Here is an 18958-nt window from a genome sequence, read left to right on the forward strand (position 1 = left end):
GCCGTTCGTTGCGGGGGTGACGTCGTGTCGCCAGTCTGCAGGGCTGACAGGCCTTCTGGCGAGGGTCTCAGAGGCGCGTTCGCGGGTCTGCGTGACGCAACCCGGATTTAGTCACTCTCAGTGCTCGGCTTCGAGACTCTCGGTCGCCTCCGGGCTCGTGACACCCCTCCGTCGGACTCCTATCCTCGGCTCATGGACGAACGCCCCATCGATCCAGACGACTACTCGCGCCAGGCGCACGCCGTGGTCCTCGCCGGCCTGCCGATCACAGCACACCATCCCGCCACCCCCGAGGGTCAGATCGAGCAGTGGGGTCTGATCGCCGGACGCCTCTCCCGGTCCCGGGGGTGGCGCCGCGTCGCGGCGAACGTGCTTGTCGTGGCGCTGTTGCTGCTGATGCTGGTCCTCGGGTTGCCGCTGGTGGCGGTCGGCTGACCCGCGCCTGGCGGCGATCAATCGGACGCCTCAGCCGACGAGCGGCGTCCCCTCGGGAGTGGTCCTGACCCACAGTTGACCGCCCGCCTCGCGGCACTCCACCACGGAGGCGTGCCGTCCGGCCACCTCGGACCATGGGCGTCCCGGCGCCCGGACGCACGTGCCGTCGGCCACGAACTCCCAGCCGTGGGCGTCGCAGACGAGGCGTCCGAAGAAGGTGCGGCGTCCGGACGACAGCGGAAAGTCCTTGTGTGGACAACGGTCGATGAACACCGCCGGACGCCCGCGCGCGGCCCGCCAGACGACCAGCGCCACGCCGGCCAAGACGATCCGCTGGGGCTGTTTGGTGACCTCGGCGGACGCGACGAGCGGCGTCCAGGTGCCGGAGGCGTCCGCGGTCATGGAGGCGAGTCTACGAGTCACGGACGCGTCGGAGCCGCGCCGCTCGGCGCTCTTGCCTGCTGCCCGCCGACGGGCGGTCGACTGCGACGTGCGGCTCCGCCGGGAGACCGGACGAGGCGGACGACGCCGTGACAGGGAGCCGAGCCTGCGGCGTCCGAGGGTGGTGAAACCGGCCAGACGGCTAGGCGTCAGGCAATCATGTGATCGTCGCCGGCGCCGACCTCGGGCTCGCCGTGATGCTTCTTCTTCTTGCGGATCGGGGTGCCGTCGAAGGTCTGATCCATCTCGAGGGCGGGGAAGGAAACCGCCGGCATCGACACCGGCTTGGCCGGCACGCCGGCGACGGTCGTGTGCGGCGGAACGTCGCGCAGGACGACTGATCCGGCGCCGATCTTGGCGCCCTCGCCGACCTTGATATTGCCCAGGACCTTGGCTCCGGCGCCGATCATGACGCCGCGACCGATCTTGGGATGCCGGTCGCCGCCGATCTTGCCGGTGCCGCCGAGGGTGACCTCGTGGAGCATCGAGAAGTCGTCCTCGATGACGGCCGTCTCGCCGATGACGACCGAGGTCGCGTGGTCGAAGAGCAGGCCCTTGCCGAGGCGCGCGCCCGGGTGGATGTCGACGGCGAAGACCTCGGAGATCCGCGACTGGAGGAACAGGGCGAGGGGCTCGCGGCGGGCCATCCAGTAGTGGTGGGCGACCCGGTAGGCCTGAATCGAGTGGAAGCCCTTGAAGTACAGCAGCGGCGTCGAGTAGCCGCGGCAGGCCGGGTCGCGCTGCATCACGGCCTGCAGGTCGGCGCGGATGGCGTCCTTGACCGGTCCGTCGCAGCAGAACACAGGCTCGATCAGGTCGCGCAGGGTGAGCGCGTTGAGGACGGGGCTCTCGAGTTTGGCGGCGAGCAGGTACGACAGGGCGGATTCGAGCGAGTTGTGCCCGAGGACGACCGTGTTGAGGAAGCCGGCCAGCGCCGGCTCCGCGGCGGCGTCCGCCAGCGCCTCGGACCGGATGCGGTCCCAGATCTGGTCATCGCTGACGATGCGCATGGATCCTCCCGGGTGCGTCGGCGTGTGGGTCACGAAGTCGGCGGGTCTGATCAGGCTCACGCCTGGCACCAACAACGGCGCGCGTCCGGGTGTTCCCCGGTCGCAGTGCGGCCCATGGGGGTGACCTTAGGGTCGGGACGCCGTCAGCGGGCTCCGTCTCGGGTCGCGGCCGTGGACCAACACGGTTTTCGTCACTCTCAAGGGCGCTGGACGTTGTAGTCGCGGCGGATTCGTCCTTGAGAGGGACGAGATCCGGGTTGGGCGGGCTGGGGTGCCTGGGTGGTGGGGGTCGTTGGCGGGGATGGCACGGGTTGACTCCGGCGAGAGGGCGATCGGGCCGTCGGCGTCCCCAGATCGGACCGGGCGGATCGGCGTCCGGCCCCGCCTCGCGGGTTTTGTCAGTGGGGGTTCGTAGGGTTCGAGCATGCGGATTCTGCACACCGCCGACTGGCACCTCGGGCGCACGCTGCACGGCGTCGACCTGGGGTCTGCCCACGCGGCGTTCTTCGACCATCTGGTCGAGACGGTGCGGTCCGAAAAGGTGGACGCCGTTCTGGTCGCCGGCGACGTGCACGACCGCGCGTTCCCGTCGCTGGAGGCGGTGGCGCTGCTGGAGTCCGCGCTGGTCCGGCTGTGCGAGCTGACGCGTGTGGTCATCACGCCCGGCAATCACGACTCCGCGATCCGACTGGGCTTCGGGTCCGACTTGTTCCGCGAGCGGCTGGCCGTCCGGCCGCGTCCGCTGGACGCGGCGTCCCCGATCGTCATTCCGGACGCCCAGGGCGGGCCTGGGCTGCTGGTCTACGCGGTGCCGTATCTCGACCCGGACGCGGCGCGCGTCACGCTGGCGCCCTGGTCGGACGAGCCGTTGCATCGATCGCACGCGTCCGCGATGGCGACGGTGGTGAAGAGAGTGTCGGCCGACCTGGCGGGACGGCGGGCCTCGGAGCCGACGCCCGCGGTGCTGATGGCCCACGCCTTCGTGGGCGGGGGGCTGGCGAGCGACTCCGAGCGCGACATCCGGGTCGGCGGTGTGGACGCCGTGCCCGCGGCCGTGTTCGACGGGTCGGGGCTCGACTACGTGGCGCTTGGGCACCTGCACGGTCCCCAGCGGGTGGGGCGGGTCCGCGGACAGGGTGCCGACGCCGTCGAAGCGCCGGTCCCTGAGCTTGTCGAAGGGGGCCAGCCTGCCAGCGGGTCGGGCCCGCTGATGCGTTACTCGGGATCGCCGGTGGCGATGTCGTTTTCGGAGCGCCATCACACCAAGTCGAGCGTGCTCGTCGAGTTCGGGGCGGGAGGCGTCCGGCATGAGCTAGTGGACGCGCCGGTCCCGCGAAAACTGTCGGAGGTGCGTGGCAGCCTCGACGAGGTGATGAGCGGACGGCACGACGACAAGCGCGAGCACTGGGTGCGCGTGCTCGTGACGGGGCGCCATCGTCCGGCCGATCTGGCCAACACCGTGAAGCGGGCCTTCCCGCACGCATTGGAGATCCACTTCGTGGGGGAAGCGGCCGAGCGTCCGCACCTGCCGGGCATGGCGCGCGAGGCGTCCGACCCGCTCGGGGTGCTGGAGGAGTTCGTGGCAGTCGTCCGGCGCAAGGCGCCCGACGCGCGCGAACGGCTGGTGCTGCGCGAGGCGTACGAGGGCGTCCGGGCTGCGGAGGCGGTGGGCTGAGATGCAACTGCTGACGTTGGAGTTCGAGGGCATCGGGCCGTTCACCGGCCGCCACACGATCGACCTGCAGGCGCTGGGCGAGGGCGGGTTGTTCCTGCTGGAGGGTCCGACCGGGTCGGGCAAGACGACGATCATCGACGCGATCGTGTTCGCGCTGTACGGCGATGTGGCCGGGGTCGACTCGTCCAAGGGGCGGCTGGTGTCGACGCAGCTGCGTCCGGGGTGCGAGCCGTACGTGGACGCCATCCTCGAGACCTCGCGCGGGCTGCTGCGCGTCCGGCGGGTGCCGCAGTACGAGCGGCGCAAGTCACGCGGCAACGGCACGACGATCGGCAAGGCGTCCATCAAGCTGTGGAAGCTGGCTCATCCGGGCGACGAGGGCACGTTGTTGTCGACGTCGCTGCAGGACGCCACCGAGGAGCTCCAGCGGGCGATCGGCCTGACCAAGGAGCAGTTCACGCAGACGGTCGTGCTGCCGCAGGGGCACTTCGCGACCTTCCTGCGCGCCAAGCCGGAGGATCGCCGCGGCGTCCTCCAGGACATCTTCGGCACCGAGTTCTACGAGCGCGTCGCGCGCCAGTTGGCGGGGCTCGCCTCGGGGTATCGATCCCGGGACGCCGCCGCGCAGCTCGCGCTGGGTCAGGCCGCGGCCAGCTTTGGACGCGTCGCGTGGTCGGCGGATGACCCGGCGGCGGAGGAGTTCGCGGCGGCGGTGACGTCCGGGGACTCGGCCACAGTGCTGGCGCTCGCTGAGGCGCAGGTGGCCGCGGTGACAGCGACGGCAGCTCGCGCCGCGGTCGTGGCGGGCGAGGCCGAGGCGGCGTGGTCGGCGGCGGACGGGGTCCTGCGCGCTGCGGTGGAACGGAACGGGCTGATCGCGGAGCGGGTCCGGCTGGACGAGCGCTCAGCGCGGCTCGCGGCGGCGGCGTCCGAGGTCGCCGAGGCGGCCGAGCGCGTGGAGGCGGCCGAGCGGGCCGAGCACGTGCGGCGTCCCCTGGACGCAGTGACGAAGGCCAAGGCCGCGTGCGAGGGGGCGAACGCCGAGGCGGCGCGGGGTCGGGCCCAGGTGGCCGACAGCCCGGACGCCGACTTGTTGGGTGAGTCCGTCGGCCCGGAGGAACTCGAGGCCGCGAGCCTGAGCGCCCGCGAACGGCGCTCGGCGCTGACGACCGTCGTCGAAACCGAAGCGGCGCTGCCCGGGCGGGCGGCGTCCCTCAAGTTGGATCTGGAGCGGCTCGCCGAGCGCCGCTCCGCCATCGTGGTCGAGCAGAAGCGCGTCGCCGCGGACCGCGCGCAGGCGTCCCAACTGATGCCGGAACTGGACGCCGTGCGGGCCATCGCCGCCACGCTCGGGCAGTGCGTGGCTCTGGGAGTCGAGGCGCAGGGCCGGCTGGACGAGGTGCGTCGGCTGGAGCGGGTGGCGGCGGAGTACGTGGAGGCGCGCGGCGTCGAGGGCGAGGCGCGCGAGGCGTCCGAGGCGGCGCAGACGGCGTACGACCAGGCCCGGACGGCCTGGCTCGCGGGGCTGGCGGGCACGCTGGCGACCGAACTCGAGGACGGCTCGGCTTGTCCCGTGTGCGGTTCGCTGGACCATCCGGCTCCCGCGCGGCTTCCGAAGGGCGCGGTGTCGAGGGCTCGGGTCGAGCAACTGGACGCGGACTCGCGAGAAGCGGGCCAGCATCTGGCAGCCGCGGTCGCGCGCTCGGACGCGCTGGCGACGGCCATGGCCGATCAGCAGGACGTGGTCGGTGACCTGACCCTGCGGGAGGCGGAGGAGGCCGTGTCCGCGGCGACGCTCCGCATCCGGGCCGCTGAGCGGGCCGTCGAGGCGTCCGACCAGCTCAGGGTCAGGATCGAAGAGCTGCTCGTCGGCGCCGACGACCGTGAACGACGGCTCCGGGACGACGAACAGCAGTTGGCCTCGGACAAGGGTGGGCTGGCGGTCCGGGCGGAGCGGCTCGACCAGGACCGCCTCCGCGTCGCCGATGAGCTCGACGGGTACGGCTCGGTAGCAGAGCGAGCGCTCGTCCTGGCTCGTCGTGCGGAGCGTGCCCAGCGCTTGGCGGTCCTCTTACGCAAGGCCGAGCAGGCGGAGGTTGAGCTGCGGCATCGCTCGGACGAGCTGGCGGTGGTGCTGGCCGAGCGAGGTTTCGCCGCGGACGACGAGGCACGGGCGGCCCTGCTCGCAGAGTCCGAGCGACGACGCCTGGCCGCGCTGGTCAGCGAGCATCAGGCGCAGGAGGCGCGCGTGGCCGAGCGGCTCGCCGACCCGCAGCTCATGGCGCTGGCGAGTGCCGAGGCGGCCGATGAGGGTCCGCTGGCGGAGGCGTCCGCACTGGCTCACGACGCTGCCCAGACTGCGCTTCGCGAGAGCGGGGCGGCGGCGCGCGGCGTCCGGCTGGCAACGGAGGCGTCCGATGAACTGCGCTCCTGCGTGGACGAGGTGAACAGCGTGCGGGCGGAGGCAGAGCCCTACCTGCGGATGGCCGACGTCGCCAACGGCACCGGGCAGAACCTCGACAACGTCACCTTGCCGACGTTCGTGCTGCTGCGGCGGTTCGAGGAGGTGGTCGACCTCGCCAACGTCCGGCTCGGGGCGATGACGGGTGGCCGGTACTCGCTGCGCCGTACGGACGCCCGTGAGGGTCGCTCGCACAAGCTGGGGCTCGGCCTCGACGTCGTCGATCACGCGTCCGGAGATGCGGCCCGCGACCCGAAGACGCTGTCCGGCGGTGAGACGTTCCAGGCGGCGTTGGCGATGGCGCTCGGTCTTGCGGACGCGGTGACCTCCGAGGCCGGCGGCATCGAACTCAACACCCTGTTCGTGGACGAGGGCTTCGGCTCGCTCGACCCCGATGCGCTCGACATGGTGATGGATCAGCTGAGCGCCCTGCGCGAGGGCGGCCGTTGCGTGGGCGTCGTCAGCCACGTGGCCGACATGAAGCAGCGCATCGCCGAACGCATCACCGTCATCCCGCGGCGGGACGGCACATCAACGCTCGCGTGCAGCACCGATCCGCAGCCGGCGCTGGCGGGGTAGGAGGAGGGCCGCTTGAGCTTTCCGGTTCGGTCGCGCAGACGAACCGTTTGCAGCGGCACTCGGCTCAGGTTGCATCAGCGGGGTAGGCGGGGGCCGGAGTGTCGGGCCGTCCGCGTGGCCGGTGCGGGCGCCAGGCTTTGCGGGGCGACGCGGCCGGCATGAGCACCAGCAGCCGTGGTGCGGGCTGACGGCGTGGGCTCGGGCCAGGGTCAGCTCTCGTCCGGCTCGACTGCTCTGGTGAACACCAGCCGGGCGCCGGCGTCCGGGAAGTCGGACCACGGTCCCTCGATCTCGATCACTCCGACCCCTGCGGGCGGCCAGCCATAGCTGACCATGCCCTCCGGGCGCGCGTCGTCGACGGAGTTGGCCAGGCTGGGCACCTCGGGCGCATGGCCGACCACTGCCAGCACCTCGACGTGGTCCGCTGTCCCCCCGATCAGTTCGACCAGCGAGTCGTAGGACGCCCCGTACAGCTCGCGCAGCGGTGACGCCTCGACCAGACGGCCGGCCGTAGCGGCCTCGGCCCAGGTCTGCCTGGCGCGGGCGGCGTCCGACGTGATCACGATGTCGGGCCGCGGCAGGACCCCGGACGCGACGAGGCGTCCGATCTCCCGCGCCTGCCGGACGCCGTGCGATGACAGCGAACGCTCGTGGTCCGTGCCGCCGACGGGGGTCGCGCCGGCCTCGGCGTGCCTGATCAACAACAGTCGTCGCGTCATGGACCCATCCTGCCGGTCGAACTAGGCCTTGGCCACGTCGGTGGCGTCGAAGTCCGCGCCCTTGTAGAGCAGCGGTCGACCGGTCGCCGTGGCGAGCGCGTACGCGAAGGTGTCCCCCAGATTGAGCCCCGCCGGATGCCGCCCCTTGCCGAACCGTCGCCACGCCCGACTGGCCAGGATCGCCTGCGACTCGTCCAGCGGTTCAACCCGCGCCTCGAGTTCTGCGAGGAGCGCCTGAAGGTCGTCGGACGCCTCCGGCCCCTGCTTCGCCTCGACGACGATCAAGGCCTCGACCAGGGACGCGGCCGACACCGACAGTTCGTCCGCGGCCGCCATGGCGTCGAGGTAGCGCTCGGCGTCCGGCTCACCCAAGATGACTGCGACGAGGGCGGACGTGTCCACGATCACGTCAGGAGACCGTCCGCGTCGTACCCCAGGATGTCGTCAGGGCTGCGGTGGTCGACCGTCGCGCGCCGGCGTCCGCGATCGATGAACCGCCCTAGGCCGGACGCGCGCTTCGACGACGACTGCCGCCGCTTCTCGCGGGCCAGCCGTTCCGTGACAGCGGCGCGGATCGCGTCCGTCAGCGACTCGCCGGTGGTCGCCGCCAGCTGGCGCGCAAGCCGGTCGGTGGTCTCGTCCTTGATGTTCAGAGCCATGGTGGGATCTTAGAAGGAAGAAGTCTTGAAGAGAAGGAAGATTGTGTCCAGGCCGTCGGGCGTTCGGGCCGACGGTTCGGGATGAGTCCGACATGATCGAGTCGCCACGCCGGGTCCGGGCTCCTGATGTCGTCGGCCGCGTCGGACTCGTCCCGGTGAGGGCGGCGTGGACGGCTGGAGCGGCGGCCGTTGCCGGGGCGGCGGGATCGGGCGGCGCGTTCGGGTGGCGGGAAGGGGGTGGCGTGCTTGGCTGGTGGACGCCCGCTAGGTCCCGGTCACCTGGAGCAGGACGCAGGACCACGGCTGGACGGAGTACCCGTCCGCGCCCACGGTGGCCGCGACGTCGGCGTCCCAGCAGTTGCCCTCAGCCTCGGCCCAGGGCGCCGTGTCGACGACCCGAGCCCACCGGGCGCCGGTCCCGAACAGCGACGGCACCGAAAACTGCACGGGGTCGATCCACATGTTCACCAGCAGCAGGTACGCGGGCCCGCCGCTGTGGTGCCGATCGATCTGGACCGCCAGCGCACGGTCGCCCTCGGCCGGTGCGCCCTTCAGGTCCGGACGAAACACGCGGTACGCAGCCTCGTTCGAACCCAGGACGCCGCCCCAGGGCGCTTGGTGCAGGACGGCGTTCTCGCGCCGCAAGTGCGCGACGAACCGCGCGAACGTCAGCAGCGGGTTGACGCCGACGCCGTCCGTGGTGCCGACGACGTCGTAGTAGCTGGGGCCGGCCGGCCCGCGAGCGGGGTCCACCGGCACCCGGGTCGGCGCCTCCGATGCCGCCTGCGCCCAGTTGTTCCACATGGCGAGGGTGTTCAAAGCCCACGGGTTGTTGTTGCCGTTCTGGGTGCGTCCGTACTCGTCGCCCGACACCACCATCGGGATGCCCCGCGCCAGGAACACCAGCAGCCAGTTGTTGCGCCACCGCGCGCGGCGGAGCCGATGGTCGGAGCCGGAGTCCCACGACAGGTTGTCGTCGGACCCGCCGTCCGAGGGCCCGAACGGCGCCGGCTGGTGGTTGTGCTTCCGGTTGAACGAGACCAGGTCCATCATCGTGAAGCCGTCGTGGGCGTCCACGAAGTTGATCGACCGCGGCTGGGGCGCGCGTCCGCTGCCGCCGAACTGGCCGTTCAGTTCGTACGCGAACTCGCCGGTGTTGCCGTCGCCGCGGCAGAACCGGCGGACGGCGTCCCGGAAGGTGCCATTCCACTCGAGCCAGCCGGTTGGGAAGTTGCCGACCTCGTTGCCCCATAGGTCCCAGGGCTCGGCGATGATCTCGAAGCCCTCCATGACGGCCAGGTTGCGCACCGACGTCAGCAGCGGATGGTCGCTGAAGAACCGGCGCTGGCGTCCCCAGTCGTCACGCGGCGCCAGGTTGGGGCGGCGTCCAAGCACCGGCGCCAGGTCGAAGCGGAAGCCGTCGACGCCCATGACGTCGTGCCAGTACGACAGCGAGTCGAGCACCAGTTGGCGGGACGCCCACGAACTGAAGTTCAGCTGGTTCGAGGTGCCGGTGGCGCCGTCGACGAGGTGGTGATCGGGCGTCATCACGTAGTACTCGGCCGTGCCGAAGCCGCCCAGCGTCGTGAAACCGGTCGTGTTGAGGTCGTCGTACCAGTGGCCGCCCTCGCCGGTGTGGTTGTAGACGACGTCCGCGATGACCTCGATGCCGGCGTCGTGGAACGCGCGCACCATCTGCTTGAACTCGCGCGTCGGCCCGCCAGCGGTCTTGTCAGACGCGTAGTCGCGGTTCGGCGCGAAGAACCCGATCGTCTGGTAGCCCCAGTGGTTCGTCGTCCCGGCGGACGCGCCCTCGCAGTCGGTGTCGGTCTCGTGGACGGGCATCAGTTCGATCGCTGTCACCCCGAGCGCGCGCAGGTAGGGCGCCAGATAGGACGCCCCGGCGTACGTCCCCCGCAGTTCGGCCGGCACGTCGACCACACCCTCGAAGCCGGGCGTCGCGCCCAGGAGCGACCGCAACGAGGACGCCGACGGGTGCATCGTCAGGTTCTTGACGTGCGCTTCGTAGATCGACGGGCTGTAGCCGGGCGGGGCGGAGCGTCCGCCCGTGGACGTCTCGTCGATCACGACGATGCCCTTCGGGGCGACCCGTCCGGTGTCGACGTCGCGCGAGGGGCGTCCGGCATACGGCATCGGGCCGGTCGCGAAGATCCGGGCGGACGCCCCCGCCTTCGTCACCGCGCTCGACAGAGGGGTGTGCGTCAGCTCGCGCGCGTACGGATCGAAGAGCACCTTGTTCGGGTTGAAGCGATTGCCCTCGCTGTCGAGGTCGCTGCGGAAGCCCGCAGGCGAGCCGCCACGCTTCCAGGCCGGGTCCGACGGCCAGTTCGGCCCCCAGCAGCGGAAGGCGTACAAAGTGCCGTGCCCGACGCCGGCGACCCCGGTGCACCAGACGCCGTCACGTCCCCGGACGAGGTCGTATTCGGCGGACGCGTCCGAGCCGGTCGCCGTCCGGTAGAGCTCCAGCATCACTCGGGTCGCCGCTGGCGCGTGGACGGCGAACGTCGTGATTCCCGTTGTCGCGTCGTAGGCGGCCCCCATCGGACGCCCCGCGTCCGCCCACGCCTCGGCGCCCGCCGCGGCAAAGTCGGATGCCTGGGCGCCGGTATGCACGAGGGCTACCTTGACACACGTCTGCGCGTTTGGGTGAACGTTGACCGCTGGCGTCCCGCATCACAGGATCACTTTGAGGCCGAGCGCGTCGCGACGTCAGGGAGCGCTGCGCGGGTGGGCTGAGCGGGAGCCGGCAGCGACGGCTGGGCCCTCGGGGAGCGCCAAGCGGTGACGAATTCCGTTGGCTGAGCTGGTCGAAGCCTGTTCGGAAGTCCCTGTCGGCATGCCTCACGCCGTCTCTCGGCGTCCACGAGCTGACCCTGTCGAAGCCCGCTCAGCTGCGGCGTCCGCCTCACTGCAACGGCAGCTGCAGCCGGGACTGCTCGGCGGCCACCACCTGGCGCGCGAGTGCCACCTCGCTGATGTCGACGGCCGCCGGGGTGGCGTCCGCCATCGCAGACGTGCGCGCGTAGGCGTCGAACAGTTCGGTCTTCACGTCGAGAATCTCGACCATGCGCTCGTCGGCCGTGTCGTCGGTGAGCAGCCGATGGACGGTCACGTTGTTGAGCTGGCCCATCCGGTGCGTCCGGGCGATGGCCTGGGTCTCCATCGTCGGCTTCACCTGCGGCTCGCAGATGATCACGACGGACGCTGCCTGCATGTTGAGCCCGACGCCTCCGGCCTGGATCTGGGCCACCAACACCCGCGGCCCGTCGGGCGCGCTGAGGGCGTCCACCATCGCCTGCCGCTCGGCAGCGGGCGTCGACCCGGTAAGGGGTCCGAGGACCTCGGGGCAGACGCCCGACTCCCGCAGCGCCGCGGTCACCGTGGCGAGCGTGCTCAGGAAGTAGCTGAAGACGACGACGCGGCGTCCGTTCGCCAGCGCGGTGGAGACCAAGTTGAGCAGGCGGTTGATCTTGCTGCAGGCGACCGGATCGGTCGACGAGAAGGACGCCCTCCGCATCGCCGAGAAGTTGCCCGACCGCACCGCGTCGTCGTAGGCCCGGCGCTCGGCGACCGTGAACTCGCACCACTCGTCCTTGCGGACCAACTCGGGCAGCTCCAGCAGCACGTCGTCGGCGTTGCGGCGCAGGTAGACCGGCGCGACCGCGGCGCGGAAGCGGGCGGGTCCGGCGAGGGCGTCCACGGCCGAGAAGTCCAACTCGACCGCCGGCTGCAGCCGCTTGATGAGCCGCCGGAACTCCTCGACGCGGTTCTCCATGGGCGTGCCGGTGAGGTACCAGACGTGGTCGGCCTGCTTGCCTAGGCGTCCGACCAGCTGAGAGCGCTTCGCCTCCGGGTTCTTCACCAGGTGGGCCTCGTCGACGATGAGCGCGGCGATCCGCAGGTCGGCCGGCAGGTCCAGCGCGCCGGCCGTGTCGTACGTCGTCACGGCGACGCCGCCGCGCGCCAGCCACTCGTTCAGGGCGCCGTCGCGCCCGTCTCCGTGCAGCCGGAACTCGACCAGACGCGAGTGCCGCCGGATTTCGCGCAGCCAGTTCACGATCACGGACGCCGGGCACACCACCAGGAACAGCGTCTGCCCCTGCGCCCGCAGGTGCGCCAGCCCCGCGAGCGCCTGGATCGTCTTGCCCAGGCCCATCTCGTCGCCCAGGATCACCCGCTTCTGCACCAGCGCGAACTTGGTGCCGAAGCTCTGGTAGCCGCGCAGGTTCACGTTGCTGTACTCGTCGTCGAGCCGGAGCGCCTGGATGCGCTCCACGATCTCGCTCGGCAGATAGCCCTCGACGGCGGCCACGTCCAGCCGCAGGCCGACGGTCTCGCCGAGCAGGGTGTAGAACGCGGACGGGTCCGCCGCGAACCCCGACCAGGCTTCCGCTGCGGTGGGCGGCGCCTCGGCGATCGACCGGACGGCCGCCACCCGGTCGGCGATCCGGTTCTCGGACGCCCACCGCGCGGCCTGGTCGACGCGCCAGTAGGCGATCGTCGCGGCGTCCTTGCGGTCGCGTCCGGTGAAGAGCCAGCCGATTCTGGACGCCGTCGGCGCGGCCGCCGCCACGTCGTGTTGCAGGGCCGGGACCACCTGGTCAGGCAGCACCTTGAGCGTCTTCGCGGCCGGCAACAGGCGGGAAAGACGGGTGACCGCCACCACCAGCGGCGTGGTCTCCCGGTTCTCCGGGTCGTTCTCGACCCGCACCTGGACGCTCGCGGCCACGGCGTCCGCGATCTGCTGCGCGGCGGCGCGGAGCGTCCGGGCGGTCTGCGGGCCGATGCCGGGGACGGCGTCCAGGCGCGCCGGGTCGGCGTCCACGAGGTCACCGACGGTCAGGAAGCCGGCCTCGGGGAGACCAGCGAGCCGGACGCGTCCGCCGGTCGACTCCCGCAGGCGCTCGATGCCCAGTTCTGCGAGGCGCGGACGAATCTGCGGCTCGGCCAGGACGCGGTGCGCGTCGATGACGGCGCGACGGGCGGCGTCCAGGGTGGACGCCAGCCACATGCCGTCGGCCAACAGCGCGGCGCCGGCCTGCAGGACGGGGCGGGCGTCACCGCCGAGGGGCGGGCGGGGCTGGTCGGTCATCGGCACGAGGCTAGTCGCCGAAGGCCGCCCTGAGCCGGGCGGCCTGGATCTTCTCGACGCGGCGGCGCAGGTCCGGATGGGTCAGCCAGAAGCCGCTCGGAACACGTTCGACCGCCGCCAGCAGGTCGCCGCGGAAGGCCCCGCTGGAGGCGTCCGGGTCGTCGGTCACGATGTCGAGGGCCAGCGGGACGACGTGCGCCAGGCCCTCGCCCTCCAGCAGCAGGACGCGCAGATCGGCCACCGTCAGACGGGCGAGCGGCACGTTGCGCAGGTCGCGGGCCAGCGCGCCCTGCACGCTCAGCCCAGCGGGCCGCTCGGTGAGACCTTCGAGCTGGTTGATGGTCGCGTCGGTCGCCATGCTCCTCCCTTCGTCGCGGCGCGAGAACGTCCGACTGGCATCCAGCCTGGCCGACAGCGAGCGACAGGGGTGAGCGTAGACGGGCCCTCGGACAGAACCGAGCCCCCGCCCGGGAAGGGCGAGGGCTCGGCGTCCGACTGGATGCCCGAAGGTCAGTTCGGGATGTTGAAGACCTGGCCCGGGTAGATCAGGTCGGGGTTCTTGATGTTGTTGAGCTTCGCGATCGCCATGTAGGGGACGCCGTAGTGGCGGCCGATGGCCGACAGGGTGTCGCCCTTCTTGACGGTGTAGGTGCGGTACTCGGGGGCGGCCGGAGCGGGAGCCGGGGCCGGCGCGGGCTCGGGGACCGGGGCGGGCGCCGCGGCGACGGGCTCGGGAGTCACGACCGGCGCAGCCTCGACGACCGGCTCGGCAACGATGTCGGGCTCGGGAACCGGAGACGGCTCCACGGGGACCGGGGTGGCCTCGGCGTTGTGGTCGACGACCGTGCCGAGCTTGACGCCGAGATCGTGAGCGGTGGCCTCGGCGGCGTCCAGACGGGTCTGGATGTCGGCGATGGCGGCGGAGTCGCCCGCGTCGCGCGCCTTCGTCAGATCGGCCTGTAGCTTCGCCACTTCCTTCTGGGCGAGGTCGAGACGATCCTTGTCGTCAAACGTGAGCGCGTCCTTGATCGCGTCGAACAATCCCATGATGTTCCTTTCAGTTGCCCCGTAGTGGGCTTGCGGCGGCATTCCCTGTGCCGCCGCCCATTCAGGCTAGGGCCCGCGTCCAGGCGGGGGCATAGGGCCGGGTCTCGGTTGGGTAACGAACGACGCCTGGTTCAAAAGTGCTTGTCGCGAGGGATTCGGTGGCGTCCGGTCTGAGACCTGGCCGCCATCCGCTGCGGCGCCGAGGAGCGACGGCACCAGGCCGCCGTCCGGCTTGGCGGCGTCCTGAGCCTCGCCCCGGACGCGTCAGGAGTCGTGGAACGTCCGCAGCCGACCCACGGCCCCCACCCACAGCGGGAGGCACGACAGGGCCGCCACGCCGACGCCGACCCACAGCGCCCCGATCAGCCCGATGGTGGTGCCGAGCCAGCCCGCGAGCAGCGCCGCCAGCGGCATGACGCCCCAGACGACGAACCGGATCGACGCGTTCATGCGTCCGAGCAGCTCGCGCGGGCAGAGCCGCTGCCGCGCCGTCACCTGGATCACGTTGTAGACCACGACCGAGAACGAGAACACCACGCTGGTCAGGCACAGCACCGCCACGGTCCAGGCGCGCGGGAACACCACCAGCAGCGGCAGGAGCGCCGAGCCGGCGACCGAGAGCAGGATCATCCAGCGCAGGGTCGGACCCTCCCCGATGCGGCGCGCCAGCCGCGGCGCAACGACGGACCCGGCCAGCCCGCCGACGGCCCCCACCGACAACGCCACCCCGAAGATCGACGGGTCGATGCCCAGCCTCCGCAGCACGAGCAGGGGCTCGAGCGTGAACAGGATCGTCGAGCCCACGTTCGTCAGCGCGGTGGTGGCGGTCACGGCCCGCAGCACCGGGTGAGAGGCGACGAACCGGATGCCCTCGGCGATCTCGGTCCGTAGCGGACGCCGGTCCTCGAGCGGACGCCGCACCTCGGCGTCCCGGATCAGGGCCAAGCTCGCGGCGGACGCGAGGAACGTGACGGCGTGGACGAGGATCAGCACGGGCGCCGAGACCAGCTTCAACAGCAGGCCGGCCAGCGCCGGACCACCCAGCCGCGCGACCTGCGACGTGCCCTCGAGGACGCCGTTGGCGTCGGCCACGTGCTCGTCGTCGACCAGGATGGGCACGTAGCCCTGGTAGGCGACGTCGAAGAACACCGTCGCGATGCCCAGGACGCCAGCCACCACGTACAACTGCCACATGGCCAGGTGGCCCGTCAGGAACGCGATCGGGATCGGCAGGGACGCCCCCGCGCGGACCAGGTCCGCGACGAGCATCACGCGGCGCTTGCGCCACCGGTCGACCCAGCCGCCGGCCAGCAGCCCGACGAGCAGGAACGCCGCCGTCTCGGACGCGTTCAGGTAGCCCAGCTGGGCCTCCGTCGCGTGCAGCAGCAGCACCGCGACCACCGGCATCGCCAGCGCCGAGAACTGGAACCCCACCTGGCTGAGCCCTTGGCCCAGCCAGAACGGACGGAAGCCGCGCTGGGTGAAGACGCTCGATCGCTGCTGCACCCGCCCATCCTCGCACCGGCCGTGCTGGGGGCCCTCGACCAGCTGCCGTCAGGCCAGGCCCAGCACCCGGACGGCGATGACCGCGACTAGCGCCAGGCCGACCAGGCCGAGTAGCAGCCAGGTTCGTGCGCTGGCCCGGCCGCGGTCGAGCATGGAGATGCCCGCGATGGCGAGGCCGCCGGCGAGGCCGCCGAGGTGGCCCTGCCACGAGATGCCGGCGCCGCCGAAGAACGTGAACGCGATGTTAATGCCGAGCCACATCAGCAGGTTCTGCAGGTCGCCGCCGCGCCGCCAGGCGATGACCAACAGCGCGCCCATCAGGCCGAACACGGCACCGGATGCGCCGACGGTCGTGCTGTCGGGGTCGGCCAGCCAGTAGACGGCGGCCGAGCCGGCCAGCGCCGAGAGCGCATAGAGCGCCACGAAGCGGCCCAGGCCGAGGACCCGTTCAAGCTGCGGCCCCAGGAACCACAGAGCCAACATGTTGAAGCCGATGTGCACCGGGCTGATGTGAGTGAAGGCGCTGGTCAGGATCTGCCACCAGGCCCCCTGTGAAACCCCCGGGAAGTACACGCCGCCGGACGCCGCGCAGGCCGCCGCCGTCACCCGGATGTAGGTCGCGTCGCCGATGCCGCAGGTGGCGTTGGCGTGCAGGGCCAGCTGGTCGACGAGCCGGCTGCTGTCGCCGCCGGTGAGCGTGATGCCTAGCCAGACGGCGACGTTCAACGCGATCAGGGTCAGCGTCGCCGGAGCCGTCTTGATCGACCGGAGCACGCTCGCCCGCTGCGCCCGCGCCATGGCCGGCCGCACCTGCGCCTGCGCCTCGGCGACGCAGTCAGGGCACTGGAATCCCACTGGGGCCTGCAGCATGCAGTCGCCGCAGATGGGGCGTCCGCACCGCTGGCAGCCGATCCGCGTGCCGCGATCGGGATGGCGATAGCAGCCGTACAGAGGCGGCGGAGCCTGGGGGGCGCTGAAATCCACGCCGCAACACTACGACGCCACCCCGTCCGGGCGCCCGAGCGTCAGCGTGGTGAGCGGGTAACTTGGTCGCGTGACCGACTTGGACGACGATCTCGACTGGCTGTACCGGCGAGGACGTTATGCCGACGGCTCGGCCGCCGCCCCCGGGGCTGACCTGTCGGCGCAGCCCACCCGTCGGACGCCATCGCCTGCGGTCGCGTCCCAGACCCGTCCGGCGCCGCGGCCGCGTCCGGTGCAGGCGTCCGCGCCCACGCGTCCGGTGCGCGCCCCGCGTCCGGCGACGACCGGACGCCGTCGGCGCCGCTGGCCGCTGCTCGTGATCGGGCTGCTGTTGCTGGGGCTGGTCGGCTTCGTCGTCTATGCGGTGGCAGTGCCGATGCAGGCGTGGTCGCAGATGAAGCACGTCGCCTACGTGCCGGACGGGAATCGTCCGGCCGACCAGCCCGGCACGTTGCTGCTGCTCACCGGCTCGGACTCGCGCGAAGGCCTCACGCCCGAGCAGAAGCAGAAGTACGGAACCGGCGTCGAGGGCGCCAACGCCGCCGACACGATCATGTTGTTGTACATGCCGCCGTCCGGACGCCCCGCGCTGATCTCGATCCCGCGCGACTCGTACGTCCAGATCCCCGGCCGCAAGATGAACAAGATCAACGCGGCCTTCAGCATCGGCGGCCCCAAGCTGCTCACCCAGACCATCGAGCAGAACACCGGCCTGCGCATCGACGGCTACTTGAGCATCGGCTTCGGCGGTTTCGTCACGCTCATCGACTCCATCGGCGGCATCGAGCAGTGCCCGGCCTACGACATCAAGGATCAGGACTCCCACCTCGATCTCAAGAAGGGCTGCCAGCTGATGGACGGCATCACGGCGCTCAACTACGTCCGGATGCGGCACGCCGATCCGCTGGGTGATCTCGGACGCGTCCAGCGCCAGCGCGGCATGGTCGCGGCGGTGGCCAAGAAGGTCGTCACCCCGACGCTGCTGCTGGATCCGGGCAAGTACGCGGCGACCAACAAGGCCGGAGCCGCGGTCCTCAAGGCCGGTGAGGGCACCGGGCTCGGCGAGATCGCCCCCGCAGCGTTGGCCTTCCTGGCCATCTCCAAGGGCGACGGGCTCACCCTCACGGTGCCGGTGTCGAATCCCAATCTGTCGACGCCCGCCGGGTCGTCCGTCGAGTGGGATAAAGCCAAGGCCGCCGAGATGTTCGCCATGGTCGCCAAGGGCGACACGGCCGGGCTGGAGAAGTTCAAGAAGTAGATCGGACGCCGCCGCGTCCGTTGGCCTCCCGGCTGGGGCCATCAGCGGCCGGGCCACCTTGTACGACACCGGCGCGAAAAGTGCGCCAACAATCCGGAATCCTCGCCAGTTCCGTCGTGGTGGCCACGGCAACCCCCTCGGCAGGGTGCGAGGTGGACCCGGGGGGTTTCGCCCGGAGATGGTGGGGGCGTGCCGAAGGGTGGACGCCTGGAAGCTCGCGGCTCATGAAGCGGGCTCAGGTCCGGCCGACAGCTGCTAGCAACCACTGAGCTGTCATGGGCTGAGCTTGTCGAAGCCGCGTCGGGGAAGGGCTTCATCGGGCTCAGCCAACGGGTGATCCCCCGTTGGCTGACGCTTCGTTGGCTGAGCTTGTCGAAGCCACGTACGGTCAGTGGGTGGCGCGCTGGGGCAGGTGCCGGACGAGCAGGGCGGCGTCGGCGTCCGGAAGAAGCTCCTTGGGCACGACGATGAGGAAGCCGTTACTGATGGTGACCATCCAGCAGTCGCGGCTCTGCGCGATCCGCGCGACGAAGCCGGGGTTGATCGTCGAGGTTCCGAAGGCGCTGCTGGAGTGGAACGTGCCGTCGGGGGTGACGGCGTACGCGAGATAGCTACCCAGCGGCGTCCCGCCGACCGACCGCGCGGAGGTCCGCCACAGCGCCAGAGGCACGACGGCCAGCAGCACGATCAACATGATCGGGAAGGTCCAGAAGCCGCTCTGGCCGGCCAGCGCCAGCCCACCCGCGGCGATCATGAACATCAGCACCAGCGCAACCAAGTTGGCGCGCATCAACGCAGCGAACATCGCCCTGCGGACGCGGTTCGCCACCGCCTCGTCGAACTGGAGCTGTCGCCACACGGGTCCAAGACTAGGCCCGGACGCCCCCTTGTCCCGACCCGGACCTCACGGCAGCGGACGCCGGGGATGCCCGGACGCCTGAATCAACGCTCGCCAGGGTGCGCCTCGTCCCAGTCCATGGAACCTGAGGCCGGCCGACGCGACGATCACCTCAGGTGAAGGACATGGACCCTTTCGCGTGTGACTTTATCGGGGTCTACGGCGACAACGTC

The 18958-nt window shown here is 71.2% G+C and carries 16 protein-coding genes; 4 read left to right on the plus strand and 12 right to left on the minus strand.

The features are described from left to right. Window positions 1–192: 192 nt before the first annotated feature. Window positions 193–435 carry a hypothetical protein gene (locus FN821_RS00845; protein WP_131170661.1) on the plus strand — a complete coding sequence of 81 codons (243 nt, stop codon included), beginning with the start codon at window positions 193–195 and terminating at the stop codon, window positions 433–435. A 30-nt stretch (window positions 436–465) separates the two neighbouring features. Here FN821_RS00845 and FN821_RS00850 read toward each other — a convergent pair whose 3' ends face one another. Beyond that, window positions 466–837, minus strand: coding sequence for a Rieske 2Fe-2S domain-containing protein (locus tag FN821_RS00850; protein ID WP_131170662.1), 372 nt, complete (start codon window positions 835–837; stop codon window positions 466–468). A 188-nt stretch (window positions 838–1025) separates the two neighbouring features. Beyond that, window positions 1026–1946: a serine O-acetyltransferase gene (cysE, locus tag FN821_RS00855; RefSeq protein ID WP_241660039.1), complete on the minus strand. Its 921-nt coding sequence runs from the start codon at window positions 1944–1946 to the stop codon at window positions 1026–1028. Between the two features lie 364 nt (window positions 1947–2310). On the opposite strand from cysE, the gene FN821_RS00860 reads away from it, so the two are divergent. Both FN821_RS00860 and FN821_RS00865 read left to right on the plus strand, forming a co-directional pair. Next, window positions 2311–3561 (plus strand): exonuclease SbcCD subunit D, encoded by a 1251-nt coding sequence (locus FN821_RS00860; RefSeq protein ID WP_131170663.1) that lies wholly within the window; start codon window positions 2311–2313, stop codon window positions 3559–3561. 1 nt (window position 3562) lies between these two features. Beyond that, on the plus strand, window positions 3563–6601 hold the full coding sequence (locus tag FN821_RS00865; RefSeq protein WP_131170664.1) for an AAA family ATPase: 3039 nt from the start codon (window positions 3563–3565) through the stop codon (window positions 6599–6601). A gap of 209 nt (window positions 6602–6810) precedes the next feature. On the opposite strand, the gene FN821_RS00870 is transcribed toward FN821_RS00865, so the two are convergent. The 9 genes from FN821_RS00870 to FN821_RS00910 form a co-directional block, all read right to left on the minus strand. After that, window positions 6811–7320, minus strand: a complete 510-nt coding sequence (locus FN821_RS00870; RefSeq protein WP_131170665.1) for a SixA phosphatase family protein — start codon at window positions 7318–7320, stop codon at window positions 6811–6813. 21 nt (window positions 7321–7341) lie between these two features. Then, window positions 7342–7728 carry a type II toxin-antitoxin system VapC family toxin gene (locus tag FN821_RS00875; protein WP_131170666.1) on the minus strand — a complete coding sequence of 129 codons (387 nt, stop codon included), beginning with the start codon at window positions 7726–7728 and terminating at the stop codon, window positions 7342–7344. Next, complete coding sequence (locus tag FN821_RS00880; RefSeq protein ID WP_131170667.1) at window positions 7725–7979, minus strand: type II toxin-antitoxin system VapB family antitoxin; 255 nt, start codon at window positions 7977–7979, stop codon at window positions 7725–7727. The genes FN821_RS00875 and FN821_RS00880 overlap by 4 nt, the downstream gene beginning before the upstream one ends. Before the next feature lie 264 nt (window positions 7980–8243). After that, window positions 8244–10613 carry an alpha-amylase family glycosyl hydrolase gene (locus FN821_RS00885; protein WP_206661930.1) on the minus strand — a complete coding sequence of 790 codons (2370 nt, stop codon included), beginning with the start codon at window positions 10611–10613 and terminating at the stop codon, window positions 8244–8246. 292 nt (window positions 10614–10905) lie between these two features. Beyond that, window positions 10906–13092: a DEAD/DEAH box helicase gene (locus FN821_RS00890; RefSeq protein WP_131170668.1), complete on the minus strand. Its 2187-nt coding sequence runs from the start codon at window positions 13090–13092 to the stop codon at window positions 10906–10908. A gap of 10 nt (window positions 13093–13102) precedes the next feature. Beyond that, window positions 13103–13450 (minus strand): contact-dependent growth inhibition system immunity protein, encoded by a 348-nt coding sequence (locus FN821_RS00895; RefSeq protein ID WP_131170669.1) that lies wholly within the window; start codon window positions 13448–13450, stop codon window positions 13103–13105. A 152-nt stretch (window positions 13451–13602) separates the two neighbouring features. After that, complete coding sequence (locus FN821_RS00900) at window positions 13603–14139, minus strand: LysM peptidoglycan-binding domain-containing protein (protein WP_165489177.1); 537 nt, start codon at window positions 14137–14139, stop codon at window positions 13603–13605. A 264-nt stretch (window positions 14140–14403) separates the two neighbouring features. Then, the gene (locus tag FN821_RS00905; protein WP_165489178.1) at window positions 14404–15645 is read right to left on the minus strand and encodes an MFS transporter; all 1242 of its coding nucleotides are present in this window, start codon (window positions 15643–15645) and stop codon (window positions 14404–14406) included. Window positions 15646–15693: 48 nt separating this feature from the next. Next, the gene (locus FN821_RS00910) at window positions 15694–16629 is read right to left on the minus strand and encodes a rhomboid family intramembrane serine protease (protein ID WP_241660040.1); all 936 of its coding nucleotides are present in this window, start codon (window positions 16627–16629) and stop codon (window positions 15694–15696) included. A 70-nt stretch (window positions 16630–16699) separates the two neighbouring features. On the opposite strand from FN821_RS00910, the gene FN821_RS00915 reads away from it, so the two are divergent. Beyond that, window positions 16700–17887 (plus strand): LCP family glycopolymer transferase, encoded by a 1188-nt coding sequence (locus FN821_RS00915; protein WP_131170672.1) that lies wholly within the window; start codon window positions 16700–16702, stop codon window positions 17885–17887. A gap of 388 nt (window positions 17888–18275) precedes the next feature. Here FN821_RS00915 and FN821_RS00920 read toward each other — a convergent pair whose 3' ends face one another. Next, window positions 18276–18746, minus strand: coding sequence for a YcxB family protein (locus tag FN821_RS00920; RefSeq protein WP_131170673.1), 471 nt, complete (start codon window positions 18744–18746; stop codon window positions 18276–18278). Between the last annotated feature and the right edge of the window lie 212 nt (window positions 18747–18958).

This window comes from Propioniciclava tarda, assembly GCF_900182665.1.
Lineage (GTDB): Bacteria > Actinomycetota > Actinomycetes > Propionibacteriales > Propionibacteriaceae > Propioniciclava > Propioniciclava tarda.